The organism is Microbacterium sp. cf046, assembly GCF_900114345.1.
Taxonomy (GTDB): domain Bacteria; phylum Actinomycetota; class Actinomycetes; order Actinomycetales; family Microbacteriaceae; genus Microbacterium.
This window is the reverse complement of the sequence record NZ_FOZJ01000003.1, coordinates 1,151,203-1,174,927: the sequence shown is the minus strand read 5'-3', so window position 1 is coordinate 1,174,927 and position 23,725 is coordinate 1,151,203. Positions and strand designations below refer to the sequence as shown.

The following is a 23,725-nucleotide window of genomic DNA, read 5'->3' as shown; positions in this document are numbered from 1 at the left end:
GCCGCGCATTCGACAGGCGCCGGTGCCGGCGATGGCATCGGCCACGCACGACACAGCGGCGCCCAGGTGGGTCGCGGTGAAGGGTGCGGGTCGCATCGGAGTCCGATCTGTCGAGGTGGTCTGGCCAGACTATGGACACCCGAGGAGACTGCTCAGCCGGAATGCGCGCCATGTGACGCCGCGTGTCATCGTGGCGTCAGGTGCGCGTGACGGCACGCGCGGCGGTCTCGGTGCGGCCGGCCGGATCTGCCGTTGACCGGGCATTTATCGAAGGCGCTCGTTCGCGTGCCGCGCGCGACTGGGTCTCGGCGCGATCGCTGGATCGGCCGCTTACATTTCGCCGCGTGTCATTCCGCCGGGGCGGTCGACGCGATCAGTGCCGCTCCGAGACGGAACCGGTCCGCCCGCCCTCAGTCCTCGACCTTCCACAGGATCTGGCGGATCGGCCCGTCTTGGGACTTGGCTTTCACGTAGTCGTACGACTCGCGGACGATCTGCTCGAGGATCGTCGGGTCCACGTCGCTCAGCCGCTTGAGGTACACGCAGTACCCGGTTTCGGTGTGCGTGCCCAGCTTGGCCAGCAGCTCCGCATGGCGGGCGGTGCCGTCCATCAGGTAGATGGTCGTCTTGCCCTTGCGCGGATAGAACCCGATGACGTGACCGTCGCCTTCGCGGCCGCTGTCGTATCTGTAGTGGTAGGTGTCGAAGCCGATCGTGCCGACATTCCACAGTGTGGGCTCGTGCCCGCTCACCCGCCGCATCATCGCGATCAGCATCCGGCTGTCTTCCGCGGTCTGCTCATCGGCGATCGAGGCGACGTACTCGTCGACCGCGCTTGCGTCTGGGGCTGTCATGTCTCGATTCTCGCGCGCACCGCCTACATCGTGGCAAGCTGCGCGTTGGGCAGCTCGGAGCCGTAGTGCTCGCGGATCCCCGCCTTGCGTTCCAGGTCTTCGAGGACGGGCACGGTGAAGTCCAGGCCATAGAGGTCACCGCACGATCCGAGCCCGCCCGGGGAGAACACGTTGACCTCCATGAGCTTGTCGCCCACGATGTCCAGGCCGACCAGGAACATCCCGTCGGCGAGCAGCTTGGGCCGCACGGCTTCGACGAGCTGGAGCATCTCGTCGGTCACCGTGACCGCCTCCGCCGTGCCCCCGGCCGACATGTTGGAGCGCACGTCGGTCTCCCCGGGCCGGCGACGGAACGCGGCGTAGGCGCCGTCGATCTCGAGGGGGCGCCCGTTCATCACGAACATCCGCACATCGCCGTCCTTGGCCGCAGGGAGGTATTCCTGCGCCACCACATAGCCGTCGCGGGCGATCGCCTCCACGATCTGTGTGATGTTCGGCTCCTCCTTCATGTTCACCAGGAACACGCCGGAACCGCCGGACCCCTGGAGCGGCTTGAGCACGGCACGGCCGCCGAGCTCTGCGATGAACTCGCGCATCCGCTCTTCGTCGCGCGAGATCATCGTGCGCGGCCGGACCACCTCGGGGAAGTGCTGGAAGTACGCCTTCGACATCGCCTCCGTCAGCGAGTGGGGATCGTTGACCACGAGCACGCCGGAATCCGCGAGCAGGTTTCCGAAGGCCAGGCCGGCCGTGTTCGCCCACGAACGCTCCGCGGTCTCCGCGGCCGGGTCGGCGCGGAGCATCACGACGTCGAAGTCGTTCAGGGGCACGCGCTTGCGTGTCGCCGCCTGCACGTCCTCGAGGTATCGCTCGAGGGAGCGGTAGGCCTTGCCGGCATCGCCGGCCGCCACGCTCGCAGAGAGCGACTCGTCGGGCTCGTAGCCGAAGTCACCCTGCCCGATCAGGCAGGCCTCGTGCCCCTGCCGCGTGGCGCTCATGGCGAGGCGGGTCGTCGTGAACTGCGGCAGTTCGGTGGCGATGTCGTTGACGACGAAACCGATCTTCATGGTGCCTCCTGCATGTCGGTCGGCGCGTGGCCGGGTCCGTCGGGGTGGGTTACGCGGGTATTCGAGAGGACGCCGTCGTCGCGCAGGCGCCTACGCATTCACGAGCGTCACGAGGTCGCCCGCGTGCGCGGCGCTCTGGAGCCGGTCGGCGGCTTCGGGCTCGGCGAGGTAGCGGGGCATGATCCGGGCCGGCGCGAGCAGTCCGCGTGCGGCGAGGTCTTCCACGAGCGGCAGATCCTGGATCGAGAACTTGCCGAGGAAGAAGAGGTCGAGCACACCGCCCGCGGCCACGTGCTGGAGCAGCTCGAGCACGCCGCGCAGATAGATGGCGTCCTTCGTGAAGCCGCCGGCCCGGTGTACCCGCATGGCGATCCCGTAGGCGCTCCCGGCGGGCAGACCGTGGCCGGTCAGGACGCGATGCGTCTCCACGAAGGTCGCGCCGCTCACGAGGGAGTGCACCGCGACCACGCGCGCCGCGAGCTGCCGCAGCCGCGAGGCGGTCAGGCCGCCGCACGCGATCTCGGCGAGCACCGCCAGGCCCTCCTGCGTCTCGTCGTAATGGGCCAGCCCGGTTCCGAGCATGCGGATCGGTTGGGCGAGCCCGTTCACCTGGGTCACCAGGTGCGTGCCGACTTCGTGCTGCAGCAGCGCGTTCACCCGGGGGCCGGCGACGGCGGCGTTGCTGGAGATGAGGAGCGTGTTGCCGTCGACCAGGATGCCGGACACGTCGTCGCGGATCTCGGCGTGGATGCCGACGTCGGGGTCGATCGATCGGTAGTGCTCGATCTCGGCCTTCGCTGCCGCGAGGAATTCCACCGCGCCGACCGAGTCGTGCTCCAGGCGTCCGCTCGGGAGGCGGTCCAGCATGTCTTCCGCGCGAGTGACCAGCTCGGGCAGCACGGCGCCGTAGTGCGCGATCGAGAGCTGCAGGAAATCGGGGGTGTTCCGCGCGCGCAGCATCTCGACGCGCAGCGTCATCTCGCGCTGCCGGTTTCGCAGCAGGGCGGCGAGCGTGGCGTCGGCGACCTGGTCGAGGGGCAGCGCGGCCACCTGCGCATCGAGCACATCTGGGTCCACGTCGAGTTCCCGGTACTCGAACACCGGGTCGGCATCCGGGTGCGCGAGGAACGCGGCGCGAGCATCGTCGGCATTGACCGGGGTCATCTCGAGCAGGAACCGCACGCTCCCCGCAATGGATGCCATCGCGTGGTCTGCCGCAAGGTCGGCGGGCGAGAAGGCGCCCACCTCGATCGCGCTCGTCTCGGGCCCGATCGCATCGGGCGCATGAGCCGGATCGTCGGTGTCGTGGCTGGGCGCCGTGGCCGTCACGATCCGACCACCTGGCGCAGCGATTCCTCGACTGCGGGCATCGTGCTCGCCAGGGCGCGGGCGAGTTCGTCGACGCGGGCGTGGTCGGCCTCGCCGGTCCACTCATCCATGAAGGTCTTCTTGAACTCGATGGCGAGCACGATCGCGCGGCCGGGGTAGCGGGCGTGCGTCCACGCGGCGAGCTGCTGCCCGCGGAAGCGCACGTTCTCGCGGACATCGAGCGGGCCCGCACTCGTGCCCGCAGCCTCGAGTGCGTCCATGAAGGCATCGACGACGTGCCCGAATCGCGCGCGATCGAGCGATCCGGTGCCGACGTTGACTTCGGGGTTCTCTTCGGTCGGCGCCGGCGCGGCGTCGGCGCCGTCGCGGCGGTGATTGTAGGAGTGGACGTCGAACACCACGAACGGACCGCGTTCCGCCACCGGGTCGAGTTGCCGCGCGAGCTCGTCGTAGAACGCGTCGTACACTTCCAGCGAGCCGGCCACGATCGCCGCATCGAGCTCGGGATCGCGGAGGATGTCCAGGCCCCACGCCTCCTCCGCGTTGCGGTACACGGCGTGGTCTCGCTTGCGATTCATGTCGACCTCGAACCGAGAGCGGTGGACGATGACCCGCGCAGGGATGAGGGCGCCGATCGCGTCGGTGTTCGGGTCTTCCTCGCGCAGCCGATCCGCGTCGGAGATGATGAGCTCGGCCGCCACGTCGGGGCGCACGTCGTGCCCGTTGTGGATCGCGGTGGCGATGATCTGTCTGCCCCAATCGCCGACGAATTCGAAGGGAGCACGTTCCGTCATTGGCATCCGGCCATTGTCGCCGCACCGGAACGGACAGGGACAGGGGGTGACAGCGACGGCGCGAGAGGGTAACGGACCGTTGCGACGGAGTTCCTGATCCCTGCGAAAAGTCGTCGCAGTGCATGTGTTGGCGCGGAGCCAATCTTCGTGCACGTCAGACAGGGGTCTGCCTGCAGCGGGCCGTGCTGCAATACCCGCCTTCCAAGCAACTCGTGCCCGCTGATGACGACGCGTTGCGGAGACTGCGTGTTGCCTGTCGCCGGCTCCACCGTGCGCGTACCATCTGTGCAATCGGTCACCGTTGATCTATCCCAGGGAGCTCGCCATCGCTCTGATCAGGTCTGCCTCACGCGCACGCGACCACTTCTGCGCCGTGCTCATCGTCGCATCCATCGCGGTGGTGGCAAGCGGATGCGCTGCCTCCACCGCCGGCGGGTCCGAAGCCGAGAAGACGAGCAAGCCACCCAGTCCGTCAGCCACCCCAACGCCCTCGGCTTCACCTGGTCCCTTGGATTCACTGAGCTTCGAGGAAGGCGCCGAGCTCGATCCCCTCTCAGCCGTCGGCTTGAACCTGTCGTTCGATTCCGATGCGCCGTGGACGCCGAAGGTCGACGCCGGCGAGGGTGAGACGATCTTCGTCAATGCCGAGGGAACCTGCACGGCGCAGTATTGGCAGGAGGTCTTCGAGGCCACCGCTGACGACGACGAGACTGCCTCCGACGAATTCCTTGCGACGCTTTCGGGTGCGACGGAGGAGGAGATGGAAGAGTTCGCGTCGACGGGGCACTTCGCGCTCACCACCGGAGTCGACGGCGAGCCCGCCGACGGCGACGTCCAGAACCGGATCCTCCTGTGGACCACCGATGAAGATGCCGTCCTCCTCGCCGCCCGCGTGTTCGCGAACCTGGACTACAAGGCCTCGCAGATGAGCAATGCCTACTCAATGGAGCTGCTTTGCTCCACGGGCACCGTGCCGGAGGACGTCGTCGACTCTCTGGACGAGGTCGCCTCGATCATCGTCACCGAACCAGGCGACTGATGCGCGACGGCGACGACCGGAACGTGATCCGCGTCTGGCGCGGAGTCATCCGCACCGTCGACACCGACGAGTGGGTGGACTAGGTCGAGCGGACCGGCGTCGAGGGAGTACCGCTCTACGTGCAGCATCGGGATGGATGGACGGTGACCCGCGACCTGCCCGACGGCCTGACCGAGATCTTGACGATTTCTCGCTCGGACAGCTTCGACAGCATCCGCGGCTTCGCGGGAGACGACATCGAGAAGGCTTTCTACTACCCCGAGGACGACCGATTCTTGGTTGAACGGGACGACAGTGTGCGTCACTACGAGGAGAGAAGTTGAACCGCGAGCGGATGCCGGTGAGCTAGCGCTTGTGCGGCGATGCCCCTGGAGGGACTCGAATCCGAATCGGCGCTTTTTCGATAGCTACATCTAGCGCCAACTTCCGCGGAATTACGCGGGTTTTCGAGAGTTGGACCGCATCGTGGAACATGCAAAAACACCTAGCTGCAGATGGGATGCGGGCAAATTGCGGGCAAGAAAACCGCGGGTTTCCGGGGCTAGATCGGGCATTCTCGAGACCCGTTTTTGCCCGCATCCGTGAACGCCGCATATTCTGAGCACATTGATCAAGGCGTGGAGACTGAGGCGTCAGAAGTGCGCAAATGCCCGATAACGCGGTGCAGCAGCGCGGGCGCCTGTACGGCGCGGACGAATTGTCGAGAGTCGGTGCTCAGGGACCGACCGATGAACCTGATGACCCCGGTCCGGCGACGGGTCCCGTGGCCTGCTCGCGAAGCTGCTGTTCCCGGGCCTGGACATAGACCTCACGCCCGGCCTCCTCATCGACAAGGCCGGCCACGCGCGCGCGATTCATCATTCGCGTCGCCGTGCTGATGCTGACACCGAGCTCCTCGGAGACGAGCTTGAGCGGTCCGGCGTTGACCACAGACCCAAGCCGACACAGCCTGACCTGCCTCACGGCCGCGGGTCATGAGGCAGGTCGCGGTGCTCTGACTGATCTTGCGCGTGTCGGCGACCAGCTGGACAACAGGAGGCTCCAGGCTCACCCGCCGCCGCTGAGGTGCGAAGACGAGCGCACTGTTCCGAGGGTCATGTGGGCATCCCCTCACCGCATACCTGTGCACTGCTACCTAGGTTGGCAGGACCCGGGTTCGGGCAGTGAACGGTAACTCGGAGCCCTGAATCTGACACCGGCGACAAGAACCAGCCCTCCATATTCGTCAACCCAGGCTCATTCCTTCTATTCAGGAGGAGGTTTGAAATTTCCTGTTCAGACTGCGTTTCTGAAGCCAAAGATGCCTCCGCTTTCGCATCCATAGCGCCTCACGGTCCTTCGAATTCCCTATTGCGTCCCTCTGATAGTGCGCTAACATGACATCCACAACGAACTCAGTTGCCCGCGATGGGGACGCCCACCCGAAACAGGTGCCAATCGCGGACACTGCACAAAGGAGTGTTGAGATGAGTACAGCAACCATGCGCTCGAGAAGTCGCCGGATCCTGCTCGGGGTGACCGCAATCGCCACGGCCGCGATCGTGCTTTCGGGCTGTCGCGCAGCAGATGCCGGGGCCTCCGACGCTGATAAGGCGTCAGGTGATGGCCTGGTCATCGGCTGGAGCCAGCGCGGCATCAGCGGCAGTGACTGGTGGAAGACCCTGGTCGAAGGCGGGCAGTCGGAAGCTGATGAGATCGGCGCGACAATCGAGTTGCTCGACGCCAACGGCGATACGGTCCGGCAGAACGCAGACATTCAGACCCTGATCACGAAGGGTGTGGACGTCGTGATCATGAACGCCAACGATCCGATCGGAGTAGGGCCGTCGGTGCAGGCGCTGAAAGACGCCGGCATCCCTCTGATCACGGTGAACTCAAACCTGGACGCCACGCTCGTCCCCGACACGTTCTGCTATGTCGCGGAAGACCAGGAGGCAACGGGTGCACTGGCCGGTGAGGTCGCCGCGAACAAGGCCATCGAGAAGTTCGGCGACACCGGTGAGATCAAGCTCGTCGGTATCGGCGGGTTCCCCGGCGACGTCCTCAGCGACCTGCGTTTCAACGGGTTCATGGAGGGCTACGAGAAGGTGATGTCGGGGTACACCGGAATCACGACGAATGCGCTGGACATGAAGTTCGGCGAGTGGAAGCCCGATAAGGCTCTCGGGCCAATCCGTGACGTGGCCACCGCGAACCCGGACCTGAAGATCGTCTACAGCATGAGCGATGTCATGAACGGCGGCGTCGTGCAGGGACTCGAGCAGGCCGGACTCTGGGGGGACGGCGTCATCCTCGCGAGCTATGACGGCGGAATGGTCTCCGTGAAGGAGATGATGGACGACCCCACGGGTCCCCTGCAGGCGACCGCGTCGAACCAGCCGTGGGACCAGGGCGTCACGGCCGTGAAGATGGCCCTCGCGGCCTACAACGGCGACCAGTCGGCCTGCCCGGACAAGACCCTGTTCATCGACACGACGGTGGTCACGCCCGAGAACGCGGCCGACTACTACGTGGCCGAAGATACCTACGTCCGCGCCCAGGATTGATCGCTGAACCCGGTCGTCGCTGAATGAGCGGCGACCGGGTTCGACCCCCACGCTCTCAAGGATCCCGAGAAAGAAGACGTTCATGTCTGCAGGCTCAGTGACGGGGCCGGCCGCCGCCGGTGGTCGAGCGACCCCCGGCGCGCCGCTCGAACTGGAACTCGACGGCATCACTAAGGGATATCTCGGAGTGCAGGCCCTGAAAGGCGTGAGCTTCGCCGTCCGACGGGGCAGTATCCACGCGCTTGCCGGACAGAACGGTGCCGGCAAGTCGACGTTGGTCAAGATCCTCTCCGGTGCTGAGACCCCCGATGCTGGCACGATCCGCCTCGGCGGCGAGCTCCAGCGCTTCCGCCACCCGCTCGACGCCCAGCAGGCGGGTATTCACACGATCTATCAGGAGCTCTCGCTGGTTCCGAGCCTCTCGGTGGCCGAGAACATCTTCCTTGGCCGCCTGCCCAGAGCGGGGGGAGTCGCCGTGGACTGGAATCGAATGGCCTCCGAGGCGCGAGCCGCTCTTGACCGCGTCGGTTTCGACCTCGACGTCCGCCGGCCCGTCGGCAGCTTCTCCACGGCCGAGCAGCAGGCGGTGGAACTAGCGAAGGCCATTCATAAGGAGGCGCGGCTTCTCTTGCTCGATGAGCCTACTTCGACGCTCCCCCTGCCAGACGTCGACAAACTCTTCACGGTTTTGCGTTCGCTGTCGCAGCAAGGCGTCACGCTGCTCTATATCTCCCACCGCATGGACGAGCTCTACTCGCTCTGCGATGCCGTCACCGTGCTGCGCGACGGGGTCACATCCGCGGATCTAATCACCGCCGAGAGCAAGCCCGCCGATGTCGTCACGGCCATGGTCGGACGCTCCCTCGAGGGGTCGATCGCCGATGCGGCATTGCGGGGCGAGCGATCGCCACGCCTGGGAAGCGGCGCCAAAGAGAAGGTCGTGATCTCCGTCCGAGATCTATCGGAAGACGAACGCGTGAGGGACGTGTCGTTCGACCTCCGGGAGGGCGAGGTCCTCGGCATCGCCGGATTGATCGGCAGCGGGCAGTCAGAACTCGCCGGGCTCATCGCTGGTGCGCGAAAAAGAACTTCCGGCGCCATGAGCGTGCAGGGCAAGTCTGTGGAATTCACCGCCCCGAGGGATGCGATCCGCCGAGGAATTGGACTTCTCCCCCAGGACCGCAAGAGCGCCGGATTCATCCCGGACATGGGAGTCGCCGGCAATATCACTCTAGCCAGCCTGCCCATGTTCAGCCGCCTCAGCGTTATCGATGCGCGGCGCGAACGCAAGGCTGCCAGCGACCTCGTCACACGCCTGGGCATGAAGGTGTCGAGCGTGAACCAGCCCATGAAGACACTCAGCGGCGGCACGCAGCAGAAGGCGATCCTCGCGCGGTGGCTGGTGCGTAACTCTCGCGTGCTCGTGTGCGACGAGCCGACCCGCGGTGTCGATGTCGGCGCCAAGGAAGACATGTACGAGCTGCTGCGCGAGTTCGCCCGCGAAGGCGGGACGGTCGTGATCGCGAGCTCGGAGATCACCGAAGCGATGATGTGCGACCGCGTCCTCGTCATGGCCCGGGGGCGCGTCATCGCCGAGCTCGACCATGACGAGATCGACCCGCACGGACAAACCATCCTCCAGAAGTTCTCGTGATCGACACGTAGACCAACCCACTGCCAGAAGGAAAGAAATGTCACACAACACCGTGCAGACACCGCCCACGAACAGCTCACCGGCTGCTCCGACACAGCCCTCGCGTCTGCAGGGTGCGAAAACGCTGTGGAAGCGGATCCTGCCGAAGAGCTATCTGATCCTGGTGCTCGTCGTCATCATCATCATCGGCTACTACGTCTCCGGCGACTTCCTCACGATCCGCAATGCCGAGAATGTCATCGCCGCCGCCTCCATCGTCGCGGTCCTCGCTATCGGCCAGTTCTTCGTGATCCTCACAGGGGGAATCGACCTCTCGGTCGGGTCAATCCTGGCGATGTCCACGGTCATCGTCGCCCTCACGCTTCAGACAGGCATGTCCGCTGGTCTATCGGTCGCCTTCACGCTGTTTTGCTGCGCGCTGGCCGGGTTGATCAACGGACTTCTGGTCGTGGGGCTGCGCATCCCGCCGTTCATCGCAACCCTCGCGATGCTGAGTGCGGTCAAGGGATTCAGCTACATCATCCAATCGACGAGCCTGATCCAGATCACCGACCAGGCATTCATCGAGACATTCGCCACCGGCACGTTCCTCGGCGTACGAAACCCCGTTGCGATCTTCCTCATCGTCACTATCGTCGCCGCGCTGATCGCCAAGTTCACCACGTTCGGCCGCTCCCTGTACGCGATCGGCGGAAACCCCGAGGCGGCGCGCCTGTCGGGCCTGCCTGTGGCGCGCAATCTCATCATCACGTACACGATGTCCGGATTCCTCGCCGGTCTCGCCGGCCTCATCGCTGCTGCGCAGCTGCGTCAGGGGAGCTCGCTCATCGGCGTCGGCTACGAACTCGACGCGATCGCCGCGGTCGTGGTGGGTGGCGCGTCGCTGATGGGTGGCAAGGGCGATCCAATTAGCTCCGTGATCGGCGTGTTCGTCTTGGCCACGATCATCAACATCATGAACCTGGTCGGCATCTCCTCCGAACCTCAGTTGGTCATCAAGGGCGCGGTGATCGTCATCGCGGTATTCCTCTCCAGCGCAGGAGGGGTGGAGCGCATCTCCGGCTTCTTCTCCAAGAGATTCGGCCGGGCGCGACCGGTCACCACCTGACGCCCACCTCAGCCGGCATCCGTCGGCGCACTCGACGATCGATCATCGACACCGGAAAGGGGGTGTTCGTCTTGCCTCGAGACAGCAATGGAAGCGGCCGGGGGCCGCGGATGGTGGACGTCGCGGTCCTCGCGGGGGTATCCCACCAGACCGTGTCGCGTGTCATCAACGGAACGGGCAACGTCGCTCCCGACATGCGCGCTCGCGTCGAGGCCGCAATCGAGCGCCTCCGGTATCGGCGCAACCCTGCGGCTCGCGCGCTCGCCACGAGCCGCAGCATGAACATCGGGGTCGTCAGCTACGGCCTCGCTCAGTACGGTCCGTCGCTCGCCCTCAAGGGCATCGCCGACGAGGCACGCGCCGCCGGCTACGCGACCAGCCTGGTAAGTCTGGTCGATGTCGACCGCGTCAACATGCGAAAGGCCCTCGACCACCTCGTCGCCGACTCGGTGGACGGCATCATCATCCTCGCGCCGATCGATGCGGCACTGACCGCGATCGACGGATTGGATGCCGGAGGCGCGCCGCTGGTGATCTGGCAGCCCGGGGCCGACGAAGGAGAGCACCGCGTCGTCACCGACGAGATCTCCGGCGCGCGGATTGCGACATCCCACCTGTTGAGCTTGGGGCACGCCACGGTCCACCACGTGAGCGGGCCGGAAGGCTGGCTGGGCACCACCGCGCGACTGCGCGGCTGGTCCAGCGCGCTATCCGAGCACGGGGTCGTCGCACACCCCGCCATCGACGGTGACTGGACCACCCCTTCGGGCTATGAAGCGGGTCTCCGGCTCGCACGAGACGCGCGCGTGACGGCGGTATTCGCCGCGAACGACCAGATGGCGCTCGGCGTCATCAAGGCGATGACGGATGCCGGACGGGCCGTTCCGCAAGAGGTCAGCGTCGTGGGGTTTGACGGGGTTCCGGAATCGGCGTTCTTCCGCCCGAGCCTTACCACCGTGCGCTTCGACTTCGCCGATGTCGGCCGCCGGGCGGTCGATCACGTGCTCGACCTCATGCGCGGGGCCGACCCGGCGGCGCCCCTTCGGGTCGCACCTGAACTCATCGTCCGCGAAAGCAGCACCGCCGTCTCCCCGCCCTCGACAACGTCCCACAACACCAACAGAAAGACACGAACATGACCATCCGCGAACTGGGCCGAACTGGACTCTCCGTATCCGATGTGTGCGTCGGAACCTCCGCGCTCGGCAACTTCCCCGCGCAATACGGCTACGAGGTGGATGAGGAGACAGCAGTCGCCGCGATCCGGCGGGTTTTCGAAGGCCCATTTACGTTCATCGACACGTCGAACGAATACGGCGGCGGTGCCAGCGAGGAGCGAATCGGACGCGCGATCGCCGAGCATGGCGGCATCCCCGAGGGGTTCGTCGTCGCAACGAAGGTCGACCCGCTGCCCGGGTCGACCGATTTCTCAGGCGATCGCGTTCGCCGCTCGGTTGAGGAAAGCCTCACCCGACTGGGTCTCGACACCCTCCAGCTCGTCTATCTCCACGACCCGGAGAAGATCACCTTCGAGGAAGGTGTGGCGCGTGGTGGTCCGCTGGAGGCCCTGATCGAACTTCGCGACCAGGGCGTCATCAAGCACCTCGGGGTGGCCGGCGGACCCATCGACCTCGAGCTGCGGTATCTCGCGACCGACGCGTTCGACGCGGTGATCAGCCACAACCGCTACACCCTCATCGACCAGACCGCCGAGCCGCTCCTCGAGGATGCTCAGCGTCGCGGCGTCGCGTTCGTCAACGCCGCCCCGTTCGGCGGCGGAATGCTGGTGCGCGGAGCCCGCGCCGTCCCGACATACTGCTACGCGCCCGTGTCGGACGCGACGGTGACGCGCGCTCTCGCGATGGAAGCGCTGTGCGAACGACATGGCGTCCCGCTCGCCGCGGCCGCACTTCAGTTCTCCACCCGCGATCCGCGCGTCGCATCGACGATCGTCGGCATGTCCCGGCCCGACCGGGTCGATCAGACGGTCGGGCTTCTCGACCATCTCATTCCGGACGAACTGTGGGCGGACCTGCTCCCCCTCGCCGCAATCGGCCGACATGGTCACCAGACAGCCGCCTGATCGCTTCACGGAAGGAATCGAAATGACAATCAAGCGCAACCCCGAAGATGTCGACGTGGTCATCGTCGGCGCCGGGGCAGGCGGTGCGACGGCCGCCAAGGTGTTGACGGGGGCAGGACTGCGAGTGGTCGGCCTTGAGCGGGGCCCGTGGCTCAAGCCCGCTCATGCGTCGGGAGATGAACTGAAGTTCCTCAATCGCAACTTCATCTGGCAGGACCCGAAGATCAAGCCGCGGACCTTTCGCGCGAGCGACTCCGAAGAAGCGGTGATCACGAACTTCTCCGCCACACCGCAGGTGGTCGGCGGCGGAACGACGCATTGGGGCGGCATGGTCCCCCGGATGGCCGAAAGCGACTTCAAGCTCCGGAGCCTGCACGGCGACGTTCCGGGTGCCAGCATCGTCGACTGGCCCATCACCTACGCCGAGCTCGAGCCGTATTACACCCGCGTGGAGTGGGAGTTCGGCACCTCGGGACTCGCCGGGGCGAACAAGTGGGAAGCATGGCGCAGCCGCGGGTACCCAACCAAGCCCTCCCCCCTCAGCCAGATCGGCCGTACGTTCGCCACCGCGATGGCAAAGATGGGCCACAGCACGTTCCCGATGCCGCAGGGCATGGTGACCGAGCCATACCGCGGCCGCGAGCCGTTCAGCGAGAACGGCTTCTGGCAGCAGTATCCGGATCCCGGGACGGGCAAGTCCTCGACGCTCATCTCCTTCATCCCGGATGCCGTCGCCACGGGTCTCTACGATCTCCGCTCGGACTGCTACGTCAGCGAGATCCTCGTCGGCAAGGACGGCAAGGCGACCGGTGTCCGATATCAGGACGAGGACGGCGACGAGTTCGTGCAGAACGCGAAGGCCGTCATCGTGTGCGGCGGCGGCATCGAGACGCCCCGCCTGATGCTGATGTCCACGTCGGCTCTCTTCCCCGACGGGATCGGCAACAGCAGCGGCATGGTCGGGAAGAACGCAACCTTCCACCAGTACTCGTTCTCGGTGGGACTCTTCGACCGCGAGGTGACCGACCCGCTGTACGGATGGGCCGGTCACTACATGAGCCTGTGCTCATTCGACTTCTACGAGACCGATACGAATCGTGGACACATCCTCGGCTCGCTGATCTTCCCGTCCATGATCGGGCATCCCGTCAACTGGAGCTTCCCGGGGCGTCCGACGTGGGGGCAGTCGGCGAAGGACGCCGATCGTGAGTTCTTCAACCACAGTATGAAGATCGGCATCCTGCTGCATGACCTTCCGGTCGAGTCGAACAGGGTGGATCTCGATCCGAACGTGAAGGACGCCTGGGGTCTGCCGGTCGCCCGGATCACCCACACGCCGCACGCGAACGACTATGCGCACGAGAAGTGGCAGGTCGCCAAGAACGGCGAGATCCTGGAGGCGGCAGGGGCGAAGAAGGTCATCCCCGTCAACATGGAGCGAATCACCGGCAACACTTCGCACGAGCTCGGCACGGTGCGCATGGGCGATGATCCCGCCACATCGGTCGTCGACCGTTGGTGCCGCTCGCACGACGTGCCGAACCTCTACGTCTTCGACGCGAGCTTCTTCCCCACGGCGACGGGCATCAACCCCGCCCTCACCATCATGGCCAACGCCTGGCGCTGCTCGGACCGGATCATCCAGGTGGACCGGCACGGCTGGACCGACGACTGAGCACGGGTCAGCGACACAAAGGAGAGATCAGAATGGGACAGGCTGAGTGGGTCACAGTGCCGATTTCCACGCGCGACGTCGAAGGGCCGATGTTCTTCACGCCTCATGAGTGGGACACGATCGAGGCGGCGAGCGCTCGCATCATCCCGACCGATCACCACCCCGGTGCGCGCGAGGCGCGAGTGGTGCGGTTCATCGATCGGATGCTGGCGGGGACGCAGTTCATCTTCGCCGCGGCGGACGGCCACGGGTTCCTCCGCATGGAGGGTCATGAGGAGCAAGCGTGGGCAGAGAGGATCGAGCAGCGCCGCGCGTTCTACCGCGACGGCGTCGTTCAGATGGATGCGCTGGCTCAAGAACGCGCGGGCGTGGACTTCGTCGAGCTCGACCCTGAGGCGCAGGATGCCGTGCTCGAGCATCTCTCAGGCGTCGAGCGTCCGCGCCCCTTCCTCGTGGCCGAGAAGGACGAGGCAGGGCTGGGTGGCGCGCCGGCGGGCAATCAGCCGGTCAACGAGGACTTTCTGGAGTTCTTCCCCCTGCTCGTCCTGAACACGCGACAGGGGTTCTACGGCGACCCGGTGTACGGCGGCAATGAGAATCGCGTGGGTTGGGGCGTGATCGGATTCGATGGGCCGCCTTCGCTGGCCTCGACAATGGATGGCAGCTACACGACGCGCAAGTACATGGTCGAGGGGGCCGAATGGCCATACGATCAGCACCCCGAAGTGCTCCGGTACCGACGGAGCTGAACCCGCTCGAGCGGCCTGGCCTCGCGGAGGTTATGCCGCTCGAGCGGCATAATGAGGGAATGTCTGCGAGTTCGTTGCCACCGACCCCGCAGAGCGCGGTCCGTGAGCGTACGGCGTCCCGCGGCAAAGGTCCGCGCATGGTCGACGTCGCCAAGCTCGCCGGCGTGTCACAGCAGACCGTCTCTCGCGTCGTGGGCGGGGCGACAAACGTCGCACCGGATATTCGGGAACGCGTGGAGAAGGCGATCGCCCAGCTCCGGTACCGGCGCAATCCCGCCGCTTCTGCGCTGGCCAGCAGCAGGACCATGACGATCGGCGTCGTGAGTTTCGAACTGTCGGTGCTCGGTCCGTCTGTCGCCCTCTACGGCATCTCGGAGGAGGCACGCAAGCACGGTTACTCGACGCGACTGGTAACCCTCGGATCCCTCGATCGGGAGACGATCCGTGCCGCGCTGGATTCGATCGGCCCGGACGCCGTCGATGGGATCGTCGTGCTCGCGCCGCTCTACGAGGCGCTCGCAGTGCTGCGGGGTCTTGACACCGACACCCCGGTCATCACGTTCGAGCAGGGGACGCCCCCGAGCCCCACAAGCATCTCCATCGATGAGGTTCGCGGTGCGCGCATGGCCGTGCGTCATCTGCTCGACCTCGGCCACGAGACGGTATGGCACGTACAGGGCCCGCCGGGATGGATGGCGTCGACGGCACGTGCCCGCGGATGGGCGGAGGAACTCTCGGCCGCGGGCCGCGCGGCTCCTCCCCCGATCGTGACATCGGACTGGTCTGCCGCCGAAGGCTATCGTGTCGGAAAGCAGCTCTCGCTCGATCGGAACGTGACGGCTGTCTTCGCCGCTAACGATCCCTTCGCGCTCGGCCTCACGAAGGCGTTCGACGAGAGGGGCCTCAGGGTACCGGAAGACATCAGCGTCGTCGGTTTCGACGATGTCAAGGAGTCGCCGTTCTTCCGGCCGGCGCTGACAACCGTCACACTCGACTTCGAGGCGATCGGGCACATCGCGGTGACGCGCATTTTGGCGATGATCAAGGGCGAGGCCGAGGGCGACATCCCGCTCATCGAGCCGGCGCTGGTTATTCGCGACACCACCGCACCGCCGCGCCGCTGATCAGGATCCGGCGGCAGAGATTCGTCTCCGGTCAGCGCAGCAATCTGGTCTGCCTGCCGCGACGATAAGTGCGCTTCGGCGACGATCTGACTCGCAACAGCAATAGTGCGTTATCTCCTCGCGTTCACTCTTCATTCTAGCGGCTAAACCGCCCAGAAACCGGCCTTCTCGAGGCAGGGGTCTTGCGCTTTCGCTCATCCTATGGTCGGATGAGTTAGCGCTAACTCAGCGTCTCCTGGCGACGAGGCCCTTCTAGTGTTTCGGTCAGCCTGATTCAAAGAAGAGAGAGAACGAGATGATCGATCCGTACGTCGTCGCGGCGGTATCGCCTCGGACGTTCGCCGTGAAGAACCCCGGCGACGCTGTGGCCAACGTCAAGCGAATCAATGAGTTCATCGACACTGCCGCCATGGTCGGCGCGTGGGAGGGCTCCCCCGTCCGCCTAATCGTCATTCCCGAGATGGCGATCCAGGGCATGATCGCGAACACGCCGGGCAACCGCGCCCGGGAAGCGCATTTCGCCGTCACGATCCCCGGGCCCGAGACAGATGAGCTCGGCAAGAAGGCCAGGCAGCTGAACGCCTTCATCGCCGCCGAGCTGTACATGGTCAAGGACGAGGACTTCCCCGACCGCTACTTCAACGTGGCCTTCATCATCGACCCGCAGGGCGAGGTCATCTACAAGCGCTACAAGGCGACCAGCGATGCGTACGAGGGCGGGATGTTGGGCAACATGAACCCGCACGACATCTTCGACGAGTTCGTCGAGAAGAAGGCCGGCGGCGATGTCATGAACGCGATCTTCCCAGTCGCGCGCACCGAGATCGGCAACATCGGCATCGCCATCTGCCACGAGGGCGTCTACCCCGAGGTTGCACGCGGCCTGGCGATGAACGGAGCGGAGATCATCATCCGCCCCACACTCATCGAACCGGCTGTCCAGAACGGAATGTGGGAGCTGCAGAACCGCGCCCACGCCATGTTCAACTCGGCGTACGTGGTCGCGCCGAACCTCGGCCCCGAGTACCGGGATGACGGGGGCATGCAGGACCTCTTCGGCGGCCAGTCAATGATCGTCGGGCCCCGCGGGCAGATCCTCACGCAGCAGCGCGGCTGGACGAGCGGCGACTCCTTCGTGGTGACCACGCTCGACATCGAGGCGCTCCGCCGCGCCCGTGTCGCCAACGGCCTTTACAACCAGTTCAAGGATCTTCGAACCGAGCAGTATCGCGCGATCTACGACAAGCCGATCTACCCGAAGAACCAGTACGCCGATGCAGCGCCGACCGAAGGATGGCTGGCGCGCGAGCACCAGACCCGAGCGAAGAACATCGAGACGCTGATCGAGCGCGGCGTGCTCGTTCCGCCGACCGGCTACCAGAGCCCGGCGCTGTAGGAGTTCGAGCGTGACGAAGCGTGTGGCGATCCTCGGCATGGGCCGTTGGGGTCTCACATGGAAGGGCGTGCTCGATGCCATTCCGGGTGTCGAGGTGGTCGGTACCGATCACCTCGACACCGGGGACCGAAGGCCCGACTATGCCGACGTCATCGTCGGAACGGATCTCGACGCCGTCATCATCACCCTGCCGGTGGGCCTGCACCTCGCAGCCATAACGGACGCTGTCGAACGCCGGATTCCCGTGCTGTGTGAGAAGCCGCTGGTTTCGAGTCGCGCCGAGCTGCAGGACCTCGTGTCTCTCGCGAGTGGGACCGATGTCGTTGTTCGCGTCGATCAGAACTATCGCGCGCGCGGGTGGGTCGGCGCGACCCGAGCCGCCATACGAGAGCTCGGCGCGGTGAGACATGTGCGTATCGTGTTCGCGCAACCTGAATTCACGGACGGTGGGCGAGGCGAACTCACGCACCCGCTGCTCAACGACATGGCGATTCATCATATGGATCTTCTCCGCCATCTGACCGACTCTGAGGCGGCCGTGCTGGGGGCGTGGGCAGCGAGGCCCGAGCCCACGTCATACTCAGGCCGAACTGACCTTGACGCGGTCTTGCGTCTCTCTCAGGGCGCGCTGGTGTCGTACTCGGGCACCTGGGCCGCTCGCGGTGCCACTACGCCGTGGGACGGCGACTGGGAGATCATCTGCGACGGAGGAACCGTTCATGTGACGAAACTGCAGGTCTTCGTCGAGCGGTCGACTGGAGTTCTCGAGCCTTGCAACGTTGCGCCAGACGAAGGTCTGCACACCGATCTTGCGGCGGTCTGGGCCGAATTCGCGTCCGCGCTCGACGGCGATGCGAACGCCGGTGTATCGGTGGCCGACAACGCACGGAGCCTCTCGCTCGTGCTGGACCTCGAAGATCTCGCGCTGAACAATTGGCCCGGCTCCCCCGGTACCGGCCGCGACGAACAGAAGTAGTCGAGGCCTTGGCGGAGGCGTTCCCGCCGAGGCGGGTGAGAGGGATCAAACCCTCTCACCCGCCTTCGTTCCAGCGAAAACAACCGCATTTGCCGATTGACAGCGAGCAAAGCGAAGTCGAATTGGCCGCCGTCCAGCATGTACGCCGCGCATGCCCCTCGCTGGCGATGAATGTGGGTGCATCCTGGTTGCCAACTGTCCTCGAATGTAGCGAAATGTACCTGGAGGCACTCGAATCCGAATCGGCGCTTTTCGATAGCTGCATCTACCGGCAAAATCCGCGGAATTACGCGGGTTTTCGAGAGTTCGACCGCATCGCGGAACACGTAAAAACACCTAACTTCAGATGGGATGCGGGCAAATTGCGGGCAAAAAATCCGCGCGATTCCGGGGCTACATCGGGCATTCTCGAGGCGCGTTTTTGCCCGCATCCGTAAACGCTGCAAATTCTGAGCAAATTGATCAGCACTGGATGCTGATGCCGCCAGAAGTGCCCAAATGCCCGAAAACGCGATCAGGCAGCTCCGACGCCAGCAAGGCGCGGGCGGACTGGCGAGACTCGGTTGTCAGCGCCCGATCGACGGACCGGATGACGCCGGACCAACGACAGGCCCCGTCGCCTGCTCGCGAAGCTGCTGTTCACGAGCTTGGACGTAGACCTCGCGACCGGTCTCCTCGTCCACAAGGCCGGCGACGCGGGCACGATTCATCATTCGCGTTGCCGTGCTGATACTGACACCCAGCTCCTCGGAGACGAGCTTGAGCGGTCCGTCATTGATCACCGACCCGAGTCGATACAGCCTGACCGCCTCACGAAGGTTCTGCTCCTCGGAGCGCCCTTCCTCCGCACGCAGGCGAGTGATGTACTCGCCGTACAACTCGGGGTCACCGCCGTCACGGTCGATGCGAACGACGCGAGCTGCCGCCCATTGCACGATCGCCTGCACACGGACATCGCGCAGCAGCGTCGTGGTCACCTCATCCCCCAGCCCGTCGCGGTCGACCCGAACTGACTCAGCCACAGCGCGCCGCAATACCGGGTCGTACACGATGCGCGCACGGACCGCGCCTGGAATGTCAGGAAGGCCCGTCACGACCGCTCGCCAGGAGCGTGGAATGTGGACGCCGTCCCCCGCATCGATGATCTCCGCGTCAACCTGGTCGATGGCGAGTTCGGGCATGCTGCGAGTGTGCCAGTTCGTCCGAGGCTGAGCAAGCGATGACATCGGGCATTCATGGGTGTACAGTCCCTGAGCAAGTGATGTCATTAGTTGCCCACCGAAGGAGAATGTCATGAGCACGTCATCCACCTCGCTCGCACTGACCATGAAGGACGCCGCGAAACTGGTCGGCGTCGACTACCGCACGATCAAGCTCGGCATCGAGAACGGCACCATTCCCACGGTGCAACTTGGCCCGCGCCGCATGATCCCTCGCGTCCCGCTGCTGCGCGCATTCGGCGTCGACGTGTGAATGCATCGACGCGCGCGCGTGAACGAGTCCCTCACCTTTTGACGAGCTGACTCAGGTCGCGCGCCTCGCGCTATTTGCTCTTCGGGGTACTTCGCGCTCGTACGGCGCGATTGCTGCCCGACGGATATCGGAGATTCCGGAGTCTGAGGCCTATGTTCGCGATCTCGCGCTCGCCTTCGACATCCCTCCCCCGACTAGTCAAACCCCACTCTGGCGCATAGCGCGAGGTACGAATCGGACAATGCCATAGCGGGGGCGAAGAAGAGCTCGATTGCCCGTGCCTCCGGCGCACGGGGCACCGCTACACCCTCCGGCGAGTTGTCCGACCAGCGTCGCGGGCGCGCCACGCCGCACTGACGAAAGAACCATTGTCCACCGGGGTTGTCTCGATCGTTGACCCTCCACCATGGACTGATCGGCTGGGTGGAAAATCACCCGACCGAACCCGCTCACGGTGCCACGGTTGCCCGCGCATCGCGCTTCGCCGAGCGCCACTTCTGCCAGCGAACGCTGAGTGCAGCCCGCCAGCCGGCACCCCAAGGGAAGAGGCCTGCCTCCCTCTTGGCCCTTTGCCACTCGAGTTTCAGCATGGCCTGGAAGTGCGCGACGAGGGGCCCGGCGAGTTCAGCCGATGGGGTTGTTGCGTACTCTCCAAGTAGATCCAAGGCCGACTGGTCCTTGTACGGATTCAGCCGCAGCACGATCGCGTTCCGAATCTCGTTCCTTGCGGCTTCGTCCTCTTCATTCACAAACTTCGGGATCAGTTCGCGGATCGCTTGCCGCCAGTTCTGGCGCTCCTCGATCACAGCCTTGTGCTTGATGGGGCGAGAGACGCCCCAGACGGTCACTATCGCGCTGGTGAGAGCTGCGATCACCGCCACAGCGCCGACCGTGAGCCAGTAATCGGGCACGCTGGCTCCTCCTTGCTCGTGTGTGGCGCGGACACGCGCGAGCCTACTCGACGTCGACTCAAGCGGACCCACGCCTATCGATCCGCAAGCCGGGCAGCCAGCTATCGGCGAGAGCAACCGTTGTCAGTGACCTTCCGGCACGTCTCCAGACCGATCAGATTTGATCGGTTCGTGGCATGCTGAACATGTGAGTGCGACGGAATGGACCGGGACCGATCAACATCCCAATGCTCGTGATCTCTCGCCGTATCTTGTCCACCTGACTCGATCGAGAGCTGATCTTGAATCTATCTTGACCTCGGGCGTGATTGAAGCCCGCAATCCGTTCGGAATTGCACGAACTCGGGTTATCGCAGGTGGCACCCAAAACGCCGTCTGCCTGACTGAGACGCCAATCCCCGAGCTTAAAAGGATGACAAGCCGAGGTCGTGTCTACGGCATCGTGTTTGCCAAAGAGCGTCTCCGAGTAGACTTCGGCGCTACGCCTGTATGGTACGTAACCGATGACTCCGCGCAGCATCTCGCGATTCGATCGCTCATGGACTCCAGTGCCAACCCGACGGATCCAATCTGGCGTCTGACTCCGCTGATCGACGTCGTCATTGACAGTCCTAGACTTCGATACGACTTTCGCTGGGAGCGAGAGTGGCGTGTGAATGGGGACCTAGTATTCCCGAATGGTGCAGTGGCCGCGCTTCTCATCCCGGACGCATCGGGGGAGCTTGAAGCCGTTCGCGCGACGGTCGGCAACTATCTGTTCGTCACGCCTGATGAGGACTTCTTCTGGGCCGGCAATGCCGATGAGTTGCAGGAGGACGCGTTTAAGCTACTGATAGACGAATTCCTCGAGAAGTTCATCACGGTTGACGAAGCGGGTCTCCCGCTGGACCGAGAAGCGGAGTATGGACTAGCGGCAGTTGTTCCCATCATCGAAGCCACGGATGCGGTGTACGAATTGTTCGAGGAACTCCCCGAGCCGATCCGTGACTCATTGGCGGATCAGATTCAGGACACCAGTCAACTGTGGTGCCGAAGGGACGACGTGGACCACGCCCACGAGTAGGGATGTGCCAAGCGGCTCCAGGAACGTTCGCATGTGGGTCCCTCTCCGGGTGGCATCGTTGGCTCAGCTGCTTGAACGCCCGTTGAGGGTGTCTCTGAGGTGAGGTTTCTTGGAGTGCGAGGTTGCTGATTCAGTTACAGTCAGGCGGGCGGGAATGCTGCTGCAAGGCGGGCGCGCATGCTGTCGACGTCGATGGTCTCATCTGCTGAGTCGGTCAGGCGTTTGAGGAGCAGTTTCGGCCACAGCACGTCGATGTCGTTGACAGTGAACGCCCCGCCTATGAGGGGCCAGTCGGCTTCGACGAAGCAGAGCGCGCCCTTGACTTTGGTGTTGGTGTCGGCGAGTGCGTCGGAGACCCTTTCGACCTGTGACCGGACTCCGTCGACGAGTTTGGTCTTGTCGCGTCCACCGACGCGGAGTGTCTCGACGCGTGGTCGGATCAGCCCGCCCTCGACGTGAAGGGAGGGTCGCTGGCCCTTGTATCTCTTGGCGTCAATCACCCATATCCCGGCGGAGGTCACGGCGATGTGGTCGATGTTCGCGCGCGTGCCGGGGATGCGCCGATCGTGGAGCACGCGAGCGGAGTCGGGCAATTCTTTCAGTCTCTGGGCGAGGATCTCTTCTCCGATCGCGCCCCCTTGCCACGCCCGTGTGCTCTGCGGATCGTCGGAGAGCGCAAGGATGAGTCCGCCGAGCTTGGGGTGGTCGGTGCGGATCCGTTGCTCGCGGGCTTCCTTCCGGCGTTCGTGCTCCCGACGAGCTGACGCGCCAGCAACTCCATCTGCCGCCGCCGTGGGTTCTGCGTCGCAGGTCACGCAGCGGACCGTCTTTGAGCGACGCTCGTATATGGCGTCGGTCCCCGTCGGCAGGGCCGCGCCGCAGAGTCGGCATGTTCCGGCGTACCTCAACCGCATCCGCTTCTCGTCTTGCCCCGGCTCGAGCGTCACGGCACGACGCTAGCAGCGCTTGCGATCGACCTCAGGTAGTGCCTCACGTCAGTGGTGTCGGACGGCGGCTAACCTTCGCTCATGGACTCTGACGCGACGGATGTCTCCGCTCTCGAGGGCGATCCCACGCAGATGCATGCGGACTCACTCGCACGGTACTTCGTGACGATGAGGGATATCGCCGTCGACCTCGATCGTCTTGCCAGAGCTGAGGTCCCGCCCACGTGTCGGCTTGCGGCTGACGAGCGCACGGCCCGTGAAGCGGGTGGCAGTCTGATGCTGACTCAGTACATCCAGGAGCGAGCCGCGACCGCGGCACGATTCTTGTTCGAGCTGCACCGGTCGACACTGGAGGTCGATCCGGGGCAACTGACCCTGGACTTCGTGCTGCTTTATCCCACGATGCGCGCGGCGGTCGAAAACAGCGCTGCCCTGACCTGGCTGCTCAGCCCGGCAGACCGTCCCGAACGGCTCGAACGTCTAATCCGGGTGCTCCGCCGGGACGTCGGTCAATTCGTCGCCAACAACAAGCGCCTCGCCGCGTCACGCAATGACAGCATGCCGATACCCGCCGAGATGTTCGATCAACTCGCGACGGCCATGGAAACCCAAGGACCCCTCGCCACGAACTACCTCGACAGCGCCGCCAGCGCCATAGGACTCGACGTTCGCGCGACACAAGGGCAATTGCAGACCGCCACTCCCATCGCCGGCGTCTACGGCGACAACAGCCTTGTGCACGTCGTCTGGCGCTTCCTCAGCGACCTCACCCACTTCTCCTACTCCATCATGAAGAATCAAGAAATCGCTGAGGCCGAAGGCGGAGGACCAGTCAGGATCGCATCGCTCCAACTATTCACAACGACGACCACCCTCACCGCGCGAGACGCCCTACAAGCACTCCAGCATGCCACACGCCCCGAGTCTCACCCGTAAA

General features: G+C 64.8%; 23 protein-coding genes. 16 read left to right on the top strand and 7 right to left on the bottom strand.

Annotated elements, in window-relative coordinates; genetic code table 11:
• Nucleotides 1-410: 410 nt before the first annotated feature.
• From BM349_RS17860 to BM349_RS17845, 4 genes are all read right to left on the bottom strand, one after another.
• A complete protein-coding gene (locus tag BM349_RS17860) occupies nucleotides 411-854 on the bottom strand; it encodes a DUF1801 domain-containing protein (protein ID WP_139230983.1) in 444 nt (147 codons plus the stop codon).
• 23 nt (nucleotides 855-877) lie between these two features.
• A complete protein-coding gene (locus BM349_RS17855) occupies nucleotides 878-1,921 on the bottom strand; it encodes a glutathione synthetase (RefSeq protein ID WP_091708963.1) in 1,044 nt (347 codons plus the stop codon).
• Between the two features lie 90 nt (nucleotides 1,922-2,011).
• Nucleotides 2,012-3,250 carry a peptidase MATCAP family protein gene (locus tag BM349_RS17850; RefSeq protein WP_254773993.1) on the bottom strand — a complete coding sequence of 413 codons (1,239 nt, stop codon included), beginning with the start codon at nucleotides 3,248-3,250 and terminating at the stop codon, nucleotides 2,012-2,014.
• Nucleotides 3,247-4,050, bottom strand: a complete 804-nt coding sequence (locus tag BM349_RS17845) for an N-formylglutamate amidohydrolase (protein WP_091708960.1) — start codon at nucleotides 4,048-4,050, stop codon at nucleotides 3,247-3,249. The genes BM349_RS17850 and BM349_RS17845 overlap by 4 nt, the downstream gene beginning before the upstream one ends.
• A gap of 502 nt (nucleotides 4,051-4,552) precedes the next feature.
• Between BM349_RS17845 and BM349_RS17840 the strand changes: the two genes are divergently transcribed.
• From BM349_RS17840 to BM349_RS18655, 13 genes are all read left to right on the top strand, one after another.
• Entirely contained in the window at nucleotides 4,553-5,083 is a 531-nt protein-coding gene (locus BM349_RS17840; protein WP_091708957.1) for a hypothetical protein, read from the top strand.
• 143 nt (nucleotides 5,084-5,226) lie between these two features.
• Nucleotides 5,227-5,406: a hypothetical protein gene (locus BM349_RS19000; protein WP_254773991.1), complete on the top strand. Its 180-nt coding sequence runs from the start codon at nucleotides 5,227-5,229 to the stop codon at nucleotides 5,404-5,406.
• A gap of 1,143 nt (nucleotides 5,407-6,549) precedes the next feature.
• Nucleotides 6,550-7,629 (top strand): sugar ABC transporter substrate-binding protein, encoded by a 1,080-nt coding sequence (locus tag BM349_RS17825; protein WP_254773989.1) that lies wholly within the window; start codon nucleotides 6,550-6,552, stop codon nucleotides 7,627-7,629.
• Nucleotides 7,630-7,711: 82 nt separating this feature from the next.
• Nucleotides 7,712-9,283, top strand: coding sequence for a sugar ABC transporter ATP-binding protein (locus BM349_RS17820; protein ID WP_091708950.1), 1,572 nt, complete (start codon nucleotides 7,712-7,714; stop codon nucleotides 9,281-9,283).
• A gap of 37 nt (nucleotides 9,284-9,320) precedes the next feature.
• The gene (locus BM349_RS17815) at nucleotides 9,321-10,391 is read left to right on the top strand and encodes an ABC transporter permease (protein WP_091708947.1); all 1,071 of its coding nucleotides are present in this window, start codon (nucleotides 9,321-9,323) and stop codon (nucleotides 10,389-10,391) included.
• Nucleotides 10,392-10,501: 110 nt separating this feature from the next.
• The gene (locus BM349_RS17810; RefSeq protein ID WP_091708945.1) at nucleotides 10,502-11,530 is read left to right on the top strand and encodes a LacI family DNA-binding transcriptional regulator; all 1,029 of its coding nucleotides are present in this window, start codon (nucleotides 10,502-10,504) and stop codon (nucleotides 11,528-11,530) included.
• Nucleotides 11,527-12,474: an aldo/keto reductase gene (locus BM349_RS17805; protein WP_091708942.1), complete on the top strand. Its 948-nt coding sequence runs from the start codon at nucleotides 11,527-11,529 to the stop codon at nucleotides 12,472-12,474. The genes BM349_RS17810 and BM349_RS17805 overlap by 4 nt, the downstream gene beginning before the upstream one ends.
• Nucleotides 12,475-12,496: 22 nt before the next feature.
• Nucleotides 12,497-14,149, top strand: coding sequence for a GMC family oxidoreductase (locus tag BM349_RS17800; RefSeq protein ID WP_091708939.1), 1,653 nt, complete (start codon nucleotides 12,497-12,499; stop codon nucleotides 14,147-14,149).
• Between the two features lie 32 nt (nucleotides 14,150-14,181).
• Complete coding sequence (locus BM349_RS17795; RefSeq protein ID WP_091708937.1) at nucleotides 14,182-14,898, top strand: gluconate 2-dehydrogenase subunit 3 family protein; 717 nt, start codon at nucleotides 14,182-14,184, stop codon at nucleotides 14,896-14,898.
• A gap of 137 nt (nucleotides 14,899-15,035) precedes the next feature.
• Nucleotides 15,036-16,022 carry a LacI family DNA-binding transcriptional regulator gene (locus BM349_RS17790; protein ID WP_091708934.1) on the top strand — a complete coding sequence of 329 codons (987 nt, stop codon included), beginning with the start codon at nucleotides 15,036-15,038 and terminating at the stop codon, nucleotides 16,020-16,022.
• 295 nt (nucleotides 16,023-16,317) lie between these two features.
• Entirely contained in the window at nucleotides 16,318-17,418 is a 1,101-nt protein-coding gene (locus BM349_RS17785; protein ID WP_091708932.1) for a nitrilase-related carbon-nitrogen hydrolase, read from the top strand.
• 10 nt (nucleotides 17,419-17,428) lie between these two features.
• The gene (locus BM349_RS17780) at nucleotides 17,429-18,394 is read left to right on the top strand and encodes a Gfo/Idh/MocA family protein (protein WP_091708930.1); all 966 of its coding nucleotides are present in this window, start codon (nucleotides 17,429-17,431) and stop codon (nucleotides 18,392-18,394) included.
• A gap of 89 nt (nucleotides 18,395-18,483) precedes the next feature.
• Nucleotides 18,484-18,831: a hypothetical protein gene (locus BM349_RS18655; protein ID WP_217645696.1), complete on the top strand. Its 348-nt coding sequence runs from the start codon at nucleotides 18,484-18,486 to the stop codon at nucleotides 18,829-18,831.
• Nucleotides 18,832-18,960: 129 nt separating this feature from the next.
• Here the strand turns inward: BM349_RS18655 and BM349_RS17775 are convergent, their stop codons facing one another.
• Nucleotides 18,961-19,704, bottom strand: a complete 744-nt coding sequence (locus BM349_RS17775; protein ID WP_139230981.1) for a hypothetical protein — start codon at nucleotides 19,702-19,704, stop codon at nucleotides 18,961-18,963.
• On the opposite strand from BM349_RS17775, the gene BM349_RS17770 reads away from it, so the two are divergent.
• Entirely contained in the window at nucleotides 19,688-19,867 is a 180-nt protein-coding gene (locus BM349_RS17770; RefSeq protein WP_254773987.1) for a MerR family transcriptional regulator, read from the top strand. The two genes, BM349_RS17775 and BM349_RS17770, sit on opposite strands and share 17 nt — an antisense overlap.
• Nucleotides 19,868-20,316: 449 nt before the next feature.
• Here BM349_RS17770 and BM349_RS17765 read toward each other — a convergent pair whose 3' ends face one another.
• On the bottom strand, nucleotides 20,317-20,778 hold the full coding sequence (locus BM349_RS17765) for a hypothetical protein (protein WP_091708925.1): 462 nt from the start codon (nucleotides 20,776-20,778) through the stop codon (nucleotides 20,317-20,319).
• A gap of 187 nt (nucleotides 20,779-20,965) precedes the next feature.
• On the opposite strand from BM349_RS17765, the gene BM349_RS18650 reads away from it, so the two are divergent.
• Nucleotides 20,966-21,841: a hypothetical protein gene (locus BM349_RS18650; RefSeq protein WP_139230980.1), complete on the top strand. Its 876-nt coding sequence runs from the start codon at nucleotides 20,966-20,968 to the stop codon at nucleotides 21,839-21,841.
• 140 nt (nucleotides 21,842-21,981) lie between these two features.
• Here BM349_RS18650 and BM349_RS17755 read toward each other — a convergent pair whose 3' ends face one another.
• Complete coding sequence (locus tag BM349_RS17755; protein ID WP_254773986.1) at nucleotides 21,982-22,788, bottom strand: nuclease-related domain-containing protein; 807 nt, start codon at nucleotides 22,786-22,788, stop codon at nucleotides 21,982-21,984.
• 81 nt (nucleotides 22,789-22,869) lie between these two features.
• On the opposite strand from BM349_RS17755, the gene BM349_RS17750 reads away from it, so the two are divergent.
• Complete coding sequence (locus BM349_RS17750; RefSeq protein WP_091708921.1) at nucleotides 22,870-23,724, top strand: hypothetical protein; 855 nt, start codon at nucleotides 22,870-22,872, stop codon at nucleotides 23,722-23,724.
• Nucleotide 23,725 lies beyond the last annotated feature (1 nt).